The 10,362-nt window shown below is 62.2% G+C and carries 10 protein-coding genes; 3 read left to right on the top strand and 7 right to left on the bottom strand.

Going from position 1 to position 10,362, the window contains the following annotated elements:
- Together H040_RS17220 and H040_RS17215 are read left to right on the top strand one after the other, a co-directional pair.
- Positions 1-875 (top strand): thiamine pyrophosphate-dependent enzyme (locus H040_RS17220; protein WP_256595188.1); only part of this gene is annotated, 875 nt, incomplete at its 5' end.
- Between the two features lie 220 nt (positions 876-1,095).
- Positions 1,096-1,812: an IclR family transcriptional regulator gene (locus H040_RS17215; protein WP_027916925.1), complete on the top strand. Its 717-nt coding sequence runs from the start codon at positions 1,096-1,098 to the stop codon at positions 1,810-1,812.
- Positions 1,813-1,873: 61 nt separating this feature from the next.
- Here H040_RS17215 and H040_RS17210 read toward each other — a convergent pair whose 3' ends face one another.
- Both H040_RS17210 and H040_RS17205 read right to left on the bottom strand, forming a co-directional pair.
- A complete protein-coding gene (locus H040_RS17210; RefSeq protein ID WP_027916924.1) occupies positions 1,874-2,881 on the bottom strand; it encodes a zinc-binding alcohol dehydrogenase family protein in 1,008 nt (335 codons plus the stop codon).
- 147 nt (positions 2,882-3,028) lie between these two features.
- Positions 3,029-3,826, bottom strand: coding sequence for an SDR family NAD(P)-dependent oxidoreductase (locus tag H040_RS17205; RefSeq protein ID WP_027916923.1), 798 nt, complete (start codon positions 3,824-3,826; stop codon positions 3,029-3,031).
- 106 nt (positions 3,827-3,932) lie between these two features.
- Between H040_RS17205 and H040_RS17200 the strand changes: the two genes are divergently transcribed.
- Positions 3,933-4,883: a GlxA family transcriptional regulator gene (locus H040_RS17200; RefSeq protein WP_027916922.1), complete on the top strand. Its 951-nt coding sequence runs from the start codon at positions 3,933-3,935 to the stop codon at positions 4,881-4,883.
- A gap of 35 nt (positions 4,884-4,918) precedes the next feature.
- On the opposite strand, the gene H040_RS17195 is transcribed toward H040_RS17200, so the two are convergent.
- The 5 genes from H040_RS17195 to H040_RS17175 form a co-directional block, all read right to left on the bottom strand.
- Positions 4,919-5,284 carry a helix-turn-helix domain-containing protein gene (locus H040_RS17195; RefSeq protein ID WP_027916921.1) on the bottom strand — a complete coding sequence of 122 codons (366 nt, stop codon included), beginning with the start codon at positions 5,282-5,284 and terminating at the stop codon, positions 4,919-4,921.
- A 166-nt stretch (positions 5,285-5,450) separates the two neighbouring features.
- On the bottom strand, positions 5,451-6,305 hold the full coding sequence (locus tag H040_RS17190; protein ID WP_027916920.1) for a LysR family transcriptional regulator: 855 nt from the start codon (positions 6,303-6,305) through the stop codon (positions 5,451-5,453).
- Positions 6,306-6,414: 109 nt separating this feature from the next.
- A complete protein-coding gene (dsdC, locus tag H040_RS17185) occupies positions 6,415-7,374 on the bottom strand; it encodes a DNA-binding transcriptional regulator DsdC (protein WP_027916919.1) in 960 nt (319 codons plus the stop codon).
- Positions 7,375-7,408: 34 nt separating this feature from the next.
- Positions 7,409-8,758, bottom strand: a complete 1,350-nt coding sequence (locus H040_RS17180) for a D-serine ammonia-lyase (protein ID WP_027916918.1) — start codon at positions 8,756-8,758, stop codon at positions 7,409-7,411.
- Positions 8,759-8,792: 34 nt separating this feature from the next.
- Entirely contained in the window at positions 8,793-10,136 is a 1,344-nt protein-coding gene (locus H040_RS17175) for a GntT/GntP/DsdX family permease (protein ID WP_027916917.1), read from the bottom strand.
- Positions 10,137-10,362: the final 226 nt, after the last annotated feature.

The raw sequence follows: 10,362 nt of genomic DNA, 5'->3' as shown, positions 1-10,362 counted from the left end.
TCCACCGCGCCATCGAAGCGGCCGACCTGATCATCAACATTGGCCACGACGTGATCGAGAAGCCGCCGTTCTTCATGGTCCGTGGCGGCACCGAAGTCATCCACATCAGCTTCCGCTCCGCCGAAGTCGATGCCGTGTACTTCCCGCAGGTCGAAGTGATCGGCGACATTGCCAACGCCGTGTGGCAGATCAGCGAAGCGCTGACCGACACCGCGCACTGGGACTTCACCCGCCTGATGGCCATCCGTGAAGCCAACGAAGCGCAGATCGCCGAAGGCGCCGACGACAACCGCTTCCCGGTCTACCCGCAGCGCATGGTCGCCGACATCCGTCGCGTACTGCCGTCCGAAGGCATCGTTGCCCTGGACAACGGCATCTACAAGATCTGGTTCGCCCGTAACTACAAGGCCCACAAGCCGAACACCGTGCTGCTCGACAACGCCCTGGCGACCATGGGCGCCGGCCTGCCATCGGCAATGGCGGCGCACCTGGTCTACCCGGACCGCCCGGTGATCTCGGTGTGTGGCGACGGCGGCTTCATGATGAACAGCCAGGAGCTGGAAACGGCGGTGCGTCTGGGCATGCACATCACCGTGGTGATCCTGCGTGACGACGGCTACGGCATGATCCGCTGGAAGCAGGCCAACATGGGCTTCACTGATTTCGGCCTGGACTACGGTAACCCGGACTTCGTCAAATATGCCGAAGCCTACGGTGCCAACGGCTACCGCGTGGAGAGTGCAGATGCCTTGCTGCCGCTGCTCGACCACTGCATCGCCAACCCAGGCGTGCATGTGATCGATTGCCCGGTCGACTACAGCGAGAACGACCGCATCCTCAACACCGAGCTGCGGGCGCGGGCGCTGATGGTATGAAGCGCTGACCGACAGCGGGCCGGCGGTTGTCCCCAGCCACTGACCTGCGCCTCATACGATATCGATTGACCTCTTGCCAGCAGGCGCAGACATTGGCCTGCTGGCTTTTTTATCTGGCGCAGGGTGCATGCTACGTTGGCGCAGGCCGACCGTTGTCGGATAATGAGGTTTTTCTGCCCTCGTGTTGAATGGAGGGCCTCAATCGTGTGAGGTTTTGCAAATGGTGAAAGCGCGGCCGCGTCCAGCGGTGAATGGAGTGGCATCGGCAGACCGTGTTTTGACCGTGCTGACCGCTTTTCAGATAGGTGATTCTGCGCTGAGCCTGGTCGAGCTGGTTGAGCGTACCGGGCTCATCAAGAGCACGATCATGCGCTTGATGGTGTCTCTGGAAAACCACGGATTCATCACGCGCATGGCTGATGGCCGCTATCAGCTGGCCAGTGAAGTCATGCGTTTGAACGCTGTGTATCAGGAGGCGCTCGACCTCGAGAGGCATGTGATGCCGCGTTTGCATTATCTGGCTGAACAGTCGGGTGAAACCGCTTCGTTCTATGTGCGTCACGGTGCGTATCGGATGTGTCAGTACCGGGTTAATTCCTCGCACAGACTGCGTCTGAACATGCAACCTGGTGACATGCGTCCGATGGATGAAGCTGCAGGTGCGCAGGCCTTGCGCGCGCCCTATCAGATAGGCATAGCCTTGCAAAAGCCTTACTACTCCAAAGGCGCAACCGACCCGCATGCTGCTTCGATGGCACTGCCTATCTACGGTGCGCAGCAGGAGCTGATGGGCGCGCTTGTCATTTCAGGTCCTGCGAGTCGCTTGACGGAAGAGTATGCCGAAAGCCTCAAGCATATGTTTTTCGAAGCTGCACGTGATCTGATGCGTAGTCTGGGCTTCAAGGCGGCCTCATTGGAGTCCGAAGCGGTCCAGTAGGCGCATTTTGCGGCGATGGTGGCTGGGGCCATTCCTCGTGGGGATGGCCCCAGGTAGCAGTTCAGAAGCCTTCCAGCACGATCTTGCCGCGCGCCTTGCCACTTTCGATCATGGCGTGGGCGCGCTTGAGGTGCTCGGCGTTGATGGTGCCGTAATGCTCGCCCAGGGTGGTCTTCAGCACGCCCTCATCAACCAGTTGCGCCACGCGGTCGAGCAGTTGGTGTTGCTTGATCATGTCCTCGGTCTTGTACAGCGAACGGGTGAACATGAGCTCCCAGTGCAGCGAAAGCGACTTGCGCTTGAGCGGCATGACATCCAGCTGCGCCGGGTCGTCGATCAATGCCAGCTTGCCTTGAGGGCGCAATACTTCCACCAGCTGTGCCAGGTAGCTGTCGGTGTGGGTCAGGCTGATCACGTAGTCGACCGAATCCAGCTTGAGCGCTTGCAGCTGAAGCGGGAGCGATTCGGTGTGGTCGATGACGTGGTGGGCACCCAGTTGCCGGACCCAGGCCTGGGTTTCGGGGCGCGAGGCGGTACCGATGACTGTCAGCTGGGTCAGCTTGCTGGCGAGCTGGACCAGGATCGAGCCCACGCCGCCGGCGGCACCGACCACCAGCAGGCGCTGGCCCTGGCCGCCGTTTTCTTCGATGCCCAGGCGGTCGAACAGCAGTTCCCAGGCGGTGATGGACGTGAGGGGCAGGGCGGCGGCGCTGGCGCTATCCAGGCTGCGAGGCTTGTGCCCGACGATGCGCTCGTCCACCACGTGGAACTCGCTGTAGCTGCCGGGGCGGTCGATGGCCCCGGCGTAGAACACTTCATCACCGGGACCGAACAACGTCACCTGGTCGCCAACCTCGCGCACGATACCGACGGCGTCCCAACCCAGCACCTGGGGTTGCTCACCCCCGCGGCTGGCGCGGATCTTGGTGTCGACCGGGTTGACGGCGATGGCCTTGACTTCGACCAGCAGGTCCCGCGGGCCGGGTTTCGGCTTGGGCAGTTCTGCGTCGTACAGCGACTGTGGGTCGTGGATCGGCAAACCGGGTTGGGTGTAAACGACAGCCTTCATTGGCGCTACCTCTTGGGCATTCGAAAAGTGGGTTCAGGCTATTCCTTTCGTTTCAAACGATAAACAGCCCAAATGGCGCAACACTTTCACTGCAGCAGTGAAAAAGCCATGAACCGCCGCTTCATGGCTCAGTTCCTCATGTGCTGATCAGCTTGCGCTGTAGCGTGGTGCGAGCTGGTTGCTGGACAACTGGCCGAACAGCGCCTGCCGGCTGGCCTGGTAGTGGTCGAAGGCCTGCAGGTCGTGCACCGACGGCAGCGAGATCAGCACACCGTTGTCGAAGTCCTGCAGTGCGCCGTCCACCAGGTCCTGGGCGGACATCACGATGCCGGGGTCGAGGTTCTCCACGGGCAAGCCGCCGATCTGCCAGAAGTCGGTGGCAGTGGCACCGGGTAATACCGCCTGGACCTGCACGCCTTGCTCTGCCAGCTCCTTGTTCAGTGACTGGGTAAACGCCGTGACATAGGCCTTGCTGGCACCGTACACGCCGTTGAGCAGTTCCGGCGCCAGGCTGACGACGGACGAAATGTTGATCACCGCCCCCTGCCGACGAGCGACGAAACCAGGCACTGCCGCGTAGGTGAGGCGGGTGAGGGCTGTGACGTTGAGGCTGATCATCTCGGCCATGCGCTCGACGTCGCTCTCCAGCAGGGGGGTGTGGGTACCGATGCCGGCGTTGTTCACCAGCAGGCTGATGCTGGCGTCCTCGCGCAGCTTGCGCTCCACCTTGGCCAGGTCCTCGGCATTGCCCAGGTCGGCCGGGAACACTTCGACGTTCTGCCGGGTTTGGCTGGTGAGCCGGCCGGCGAGCGCGTTCAGGCGTTCCCGGTTGCGAGCCACCAGCACCAGGTCATAGCCGCGGCGGGCCAGGCGCTCTGCGTAGATCGCTCCAATACCGCTTGAAGCGCCTGTGATGAGCGCGGTGCCTTTGAATTGCTGCGTCATGGTGATGCTCCGTTGCTTGGGTGTGGAGCCATGATGCAGAAAGTGTTTTGTGGCTTAAATGACGTATATGGTAAGTTTTCAGGACAACAGGCGCAGGAGGTTCACGATGCATCGGGTCGGCTATCTGATTACTGAAGGCTTCCAGATCATGTCCCTGGCGACGCAGACGGTGTTCGAATTCGCCAACATCTCGGCGGGCGAAACGGTGTACAGGGTCCAGAACTTCTCCATCGAGGGCGGTATGGTGCGCTCCTCCCTGGGCATGCATATCGAGACGCTGCCACTGGGCGCGCCCGGCCTTGCGGACACCTGGATGGTCACCGGCACGCTGACGCCACTGACACCACCCAGTGACGCAGTGCTGGCCAGCGTGCGCGGTTTCGTTGATGGTGCACGCCGGACCGCTGGCCTGTGCACCGGCGGCTTCGTGCTGGCCCAGGCCGGCGTGCTGGATGGCCGGCGCGCCACCACTCACTGGGCTTACGCCCCGAAGCTGCGCGAGCTGTTCCCTCAGGTGCAAGTGGAGGAAGACCGGATATTCATCGTCGATGGCTCGATCTGGACCTCCGCCGGCATGACCGCTGCCCTGGACATGGCCCTGGGCATGGTGGAAAAGGACCTGGGCGCCGAACTGGCCAGGTCAGTGGCGCACAGGATGGTCATGCACCAGCGCCGCTCCGGTGGGCAATCCCAGCATTCCGAATTGCTGTCGCTGTCGCCCAAGTCGGACCGTATCCAGCACGCGCTGGATTACGCCCGCCAGCACCTGAGCCGGCCGCTGAGCGTGGAGGAGCTTGCCGACGTGGTGCACCTGAGCCCTCGGCAATTCACCCGTGTATTTACCGCCGAAACCGGCCAGTCACCCGCCAAAGCGGTGGAAAGCCTGCGCCTGGAGGCTGCCCGGGTGATGATCGAGCAGAGCCGGCACAGCCTGGACACAGTGGCCCGGGAGACTGGCTTTCGCGACCGGCGGCATATGCGAGAGGTGTTCATGCGTGGGTTTGGTGTGCCACCGCAGGCGGTGCGCAGGGACGCACGACGCGTAGTGGCTGGCTGAAGCGCCGGCTGTAAGCGAGATGCCGGGGCTGCAAGTCAGCTGCAGGCGCCCAATCGCTGCCAGGCCTGCGGCGACATGCCCTCCGCTTTCGCAAAGGTTCTACAAAAGTGGGACTGGTCGCAGAAACCGCAATCCAGTGCGATCTCAGCCAGCAATTTTTTGCTTCGCTTTAGCCGTTGCTCACGCATCCACTGCTGCGGGGGCACTTGCTCGGTTTCTTTGAACATGCGCGTGAAATGGCTGCGTGACAGCGCGCGTGCCTGGGCGAGCTCGGTAACGGTGATGCCGGTGTCCAGGTGACCCAGCATCAACGGCTTGGCAATCTTGAGCTGCCAAGGTTTGAGCCGCCCGGTCGTTTTCAGTGCGACAGTCGCCAGCACAGTGCAGTGGTCACTGTTCATACAAATCCATTTATCCATGAAGTGGGCACACACCGCCGTCCACTGCAGCCGGGTTACCCACCAGCGGGTCAGTGAGCAGCCCCTGGGCGCAGGGGCTGACAAGGGTCAGGCAGAGGCAGCAACCGGGGGCCCGGCGCGAAGCACGGGCGGGGCAGGGCGAACTCGCCTAACGCTCCAGCAACTGCCCCACCAGCCATTGCCCGGCGGGCCCCAGCGCCCGTTGGCGTGACCAGGCCACATCCATGGCCACCCGCCGCGGGTAGCCGGCCATGGGCAACTCCACCAGGCCACTGCCGAAGCGCGCCACCAGCGCCTTGGGCAGTTCGGCCCAGCCGAAGCCGCGCACGGCGAATTCGAGCAAGGTCAGGTAGTCCGGTGCCGACCAAGCCTGGCCGTGGCCGTGGGGCAGGCTTGGGGCGTAGGTCTTGATGTACAGCTGGCGTTCGTGTTCCAGGTGTTCCGGCTGCAACGCCGGCAGCTTCGCCAACGGGTGTTCGCGGCTGGCATAGAGGCAGAATTCTGCCTGCTCGGGCAGGCGTGCCACGCTGACGTCCGCCGGGTAACTGCCCTGCGCCGCGAGGATGCCGATGTGCGCCAGGCCTTGCTGCACCAGGTCGATCACGTCGGCGTCTTCGGAGGGGCCGCAGCGCAGTTCGGTGTGTGGGTAATGCTCGGCGAAACGGCCCATCGCCGCGCCCTGGAAGGTCACGCTGTAACTGTCGGACATCACCACTGACACCAGCGGTTCGACCTGGTCAGCCAGGCGCACGGCCAATGCATCCAGCCTGGCGCTGGCATCGAGGATCGCCTCGACGTGGTTCAGCACCTGATGGCCGGCCGCATTGAGCGTGGGGTGACGGCCGGCGCGGTCGAACAGCGGGCAGCCGATGTCGGCCTCGAAGTTGGCAATGGCGATGCTGATGGTCGACTGGCTCTTGCGCAGCTTGCGCGCGGCGGCGGAGAACGAACCGAGGGCGGCGGCTTCGACGAAGGCGACAAGAGCTTCGGGGGAGTAGCGCATGGGTATCGATTAAGGCTATGGAAGGTGTGCCAAGAGTATCGATCCCGCCAAAGTGGCAAGCAAGCATGAATCGTGGATGGCGGATTTCTGCACGGCGCAAGAGTTTGCTCTATGGGTTGCTGGTAGCGAAGGCTTGGCTGGTGGCGCACTCGATAAGCCAGTCGATCAAAACCTGTAACCTTCTGGGCATCGGATCGTGATGGGGGTAGACCAGGAAGTAACCGTAGTTGGAGGCATCCAGAAAGTCCCCGAACGGCAGCACCAGTTCACCTTGCGCAATACGCTCCCTGACCAGTTGTTCCCGGCCGATGGCAATGCCGGCGTGATTCAGCGCAGCGAGCGTGCAAAGGTCTGAACGGTCAAATGTGAGGAACCGGCGCGGGAGTTTGAGGCCGGCACCTGTGCTGTTGGCCCAGAGCTGCCATTCTGCATCGAATGCGGCGTTGTCCCAGGCCGCAACGTCATGCAATGCGGTGCACTGCTCCACCTGTCGCAGGTCACCTGCCAATGCATGGGTTTCTGCGTAACGGGGAGAGCACACTGGGGCGATCCGCTCGTTCATCAAGTGGATGCTCTGTAATCCGGGATGATGCCCATCCGAGTAACACAGGACCAGGTCGATCTTTCGTGTCCGGTAATCGATGCTCTCGTTACCGACCCTGATATCCAGCTGGATATCAGGGTAGCGGGCGCTGAACTGTGCCAGCCGCGGCACCAGCCAGCACTGTGCTACGGACGGGCGTACATACAAGGTCAACTGGCCGGCGATCTCGGCGTGGGCGCGCTCCTGCACGGCCTCGCTGAGTTCATCCATGGTCCGCTGCATGACCGTGAACAAGCGCTCACCGTCTTCGGTAAGGCGGACCTTGCGCGGCATGCGGTGAAACAGCTTGTATGCCAGCTCATCTTCCAGGCGGTTGATGCGATGGCTCACTGCACTGGCCGTCAGGCACAGCTCATCTGCTGCGCGAGAGAAGCTCAGGTGTCGTGCGGCCACCAGGAAAACATGCAGGCTGCCCAAGTGCGAGCCGTTGAGTTTCACCGTGGTACCGCTGCCTTGGCTGTTCATTGACCCATCCTTCTGCGCAGTTCATCTACTGCTGTTACACCGTAGCTGGAAGGCTTCGCCCTTTCGCCAGGTATGCGTTGAACTCATCGTCCGGCACCATGCTGCCACCTGTACCCCAGACGAGGTGGGTAGCCTGCTGCAGTTGGGCCGCGCAGTAGCCCAGGCGAGCCAGATAGTCGCTTGCCTGTAGCACCCGAGCCATCCCGGGTACGCCGGCCAGCGCAGAGGGCTCCAGCTTGACCTTGTCCTGTTCGAAGGCAACCACCATCAGGCGGTACAGCTCTTCGTCGGTCACGGTGTAGTAGCCGTCAATCAGCCGCTGCATGGCTTTGCCGACGAACCCGGACGGGCGTCCGACTGCCAGGCCGTCGGCGGCGGTGATGTTGTCGATACCGAAGTCTTGCACGCTGGTTTCGTCGTGCAGGCCGGTGTACACGCCCAGCAGCATGCAGGGCGAGTGGGTGGGCTCGGCGAAAACGCAGTGCACTGCATCACCGAAAACCAGCTTCAAGCCGAAGGCGACGCCGCCAGGGCCGCCGCCAACACCACAGGGCAGGTAGACAAACAGTGGATGATCGGCGTCCACCTTGATGCCGGCCTGGTCGAATTGCCGGGCCAGGCGCTCGGCGGCCACGGCATAGCCCAGAAAGAGTTGCGCAGAGTTCTCATCGTCAACGAAATAGCAGCTGGGGTCGGACGCTGACTGCTGGCGGCCCTGCTCGACGGCAACGCTGTAGTCCGAGGCGTGTTCAACCACCGTTACGCCGTTGGCGCGCAGCTTGTCCTTTTTCCACTGCCTGGCGTCGGATGACATGTGCACGCTCACCTGGAAGCCCAGCTTCGCGCTCATGATGCCGATCGACAAGCCCAGGTTACCGGTCGAACCCACGGCGATCTTGTACTGGCTGAAGAACCCGCGCGCCTGCTCGCTGGCCAGTACCGCGTAATCATCGCAGGGCGTGATCAGGCCGGCTGCCAACGCCAGATCCTCGGCGTGCTTGAGCACCTCATGTATGCCGCCACGGGCCTTGATGGAGCCTGAAATGGGCAGGTCGCTGTCTGCCTTGAGCCACAGGCTACCAGCGTTCTGCAATGATCCTTCTTCGACAAGCAGCTGGCGAAGCTGCGGCAGTGGGGCGATATGGGACTCGATAACCCCGCCGCTGGCTGCCGTTTCGGGGAACACAGTGGCGAGGTAGGGCGCGAACCTCTGCAGCCGCTGGCTCGTGGCCTGCACATCTTCAGCGGTCAGGCCCACGTCGCTCAGTGCTGCTGACGCCTTGGCAATACCAGGGTTGAACCAGCTGGTTTCCTTCAGGGCGACCAGGTCGGCAATGATCGGGTGGCTTTGTTGCCAGGCTTGCAAGGTTTTTCCGTGAATCATGATTTCACCTGTAGCGCAGTCTTTGCACAGTAGATCAGACAATTTTCGAAAGCAGCAGGGTCAGGCACAAGGCGATCACCGAGGCCAGCACAGTAGCTGCGGTAAATTTCTTCAGCGCATCGCTCAGCGAAAGGCCGAGGTATTCCTTCACAACCCAGAACGCCGAATCGGTAATGTGCGTCCAGCCAATGGCCCCGGCACCGATGGCGATCACCAGGATTTCTCGGTTGTATTCGGGGTGCTGGCCAAGCATCGGCATTACCATGCCCGCTGCGCTGATCATGGCCACCGTGGCCGAACCGACCGCAAAGTGCATGATCCCGGCGATCAGCCAAGCGAGGATGATCGGGTTGAGCTGGGTCTGGTTGAGCACGTCAGCCAGTGCCTTGCCGATGCCGCTACCCACCAGCATGTCGTTGAAGGCGCCACCGGCACCGATGATCAGCAAGATGCCGGCCAGGGGCGGGAAGCAGCGCTGGGTCAGATTGAGCAATTGCGACATGTCCAGGCCGCGACGCAGGCCCAGCGCCCAGTAGGCGAACACGACCGACAGCGCCAGGGCGATCAGCGGGTTGCCAATAAAGGCCACCCATTCGTAGAGCGGGGTGCCTTTGGCCAGCACGGTGACTGCCAAGGTCTTCGCGACCATGAGCAGCAGCGGCAGCAGCACCGTGGCGAGCGTGATGCCGAAGGGTGGTAGCGGTTGGTCGTCGGCCTGGGCCTCGCTGCGTGCGGCAAGGAAGGCCTGTTGCGTGGGTGTCGCGTCGCGGTTGCAGGCAAAGCGTACCCAGATCGGGCCGGCGATGATGGCAGTGGGCAGACCAACGATCAGGCCGTAGAGGATGACAGTGCCGATATCGGCATTGAGCATGCCGGTAATTGCCGTGGCAGCCGGGTGCGGTGGCAGGATGCAGTGCACCACCATCAGCGAGGTAGCCAGCGGCACGCCGAGGTACAGCATGCTGATACGGGTTTGCCGGGCGACCACGTAAATCAGCGGAATCAGCAACACGAAGCCGACTTCGAAGAACACCGGGATGCCGGCAATGAAGCCCACCAGCATCATTGCCCATGACGCGTTGCGTTCGCCCAGCAGGTTCAATAGCGTGGTGGCGATGCGTTTGGCTCCGCCCGATTCTTCGAGCAGTTTGCCCAGGATGCTGCCCAGGCCGATGATGCCGGCGAGAAAGCCGAGGGTGCTGCCCATGCCCTTTTCGAAAGCAGCAACCATGGCCGTAGGCGGCATGCCGGTGCCGATGCCTACCACCAGGCTTGCAGCCAGCAGGGCGAGGAAGGGGTGGACCTTGAGCTTGCTGATCATCACCACGATCAGGAGTATCGCGGTGCCCAGGACGATTAACGAGAACGTTGGAGTCATCTTGTAGTTATCTCTGTCGCTGATCGCTTCCGTGCGAGCTTCTTGTTGGTTTCCAACCATTAGATTTCAGCGATTTGATCGACTCAAACGATCACTTTTCAAGGCATGAGTGAACCCATGTCACCCATGGCATTGGGTTGGCAGTCAGAGTTGGGGGCACCCTGGCGAAGAAGTCCGCCGGATTGTGAAACAGCACGTGCTCGACCTGAGATTCGCAGCATCGCTT

The sequence above is a fragment of the Pseudomonas sp. URMO17WK12:I7 genome (assembly GCF_003269045.1).
GTDB classification, from domain to species: Bacteria; Pseudomonadota; Gammaproteobacteria; order Pseudomonadales; family Pseudomonadaceae; genus Aquipseudomonas; species Aquipseudomonas putida_J.
The sequence above is the reverse complement of the archived record's forward strand: the minus strand, read 5'-3'. Positions and strand labels throughout refer to the sequence as shown.

Bases quoted from the DNA above. Each gene is read 5' to 3' on its own strand.
- H040_RS17195 (WP_027916921.1), bottom strand. From the start codon at position 5,284: ATGAACAGTGACCACTGCACTGTGCTGGCGACTGTCGCACTGAAAACG.
- H040_RS17200 (WP_027916922.1), top strand. From the start codon at position 3,933: ATGCATCGGGTCGGCTATCTGATTACTGAAGGCTTCCAGATCATGTCC.
- dsdC (WP_027916919.1), bottom strand. From the start codon at position 7,374: ATGAACAGCCAAGGCAGCGGTACCACGGTGAAACTCAACGGCTCGCAC.
- H040_RS17215 (WP_027916925.1), top strand. From the start codon at position 1,096: ATGGTGAAAGCGCGGCCGCGTCCAGCGGTGAATGGAGTGGCATCGGCA.
- H040_RS17180 (WP_027916918.1), bottom strand. From the start codon at position 8,758: ATGATTCACGGAAAAACCTTGCAAGCCTGGCAACAAAGCCACCCGATC.
- H040_RS17190 (WP_027916920.1), bottom strand. From the start codon at position 6,305: ATGCGCTACTCCCCCGAAGCTCTTGTCGCCTTCGTCGAAGCCGCCGCC.
- H040_RS17175 (WP_027916917.1), bottom strand. From the start codon at position 10,136: ATGACTCCAACGTTCTCGTTAATCGTCCTGGGCACCGCGATACTCCTG.
- H040_RS17210 (WP_027916924.1), bottom strand. From the start codon at position 2,881: ATGAAGGCTGTCGTTTACACCCAACCCGGTTTGCCGATCCACGACCCA.
- H040_RS17205 (WP_027916923.1), bottom strand. From the start codon at position 3,826: ATGACGCAGCAATTCAAAGGCACCGCGCTCATCACAGGCGCTTCAAGC.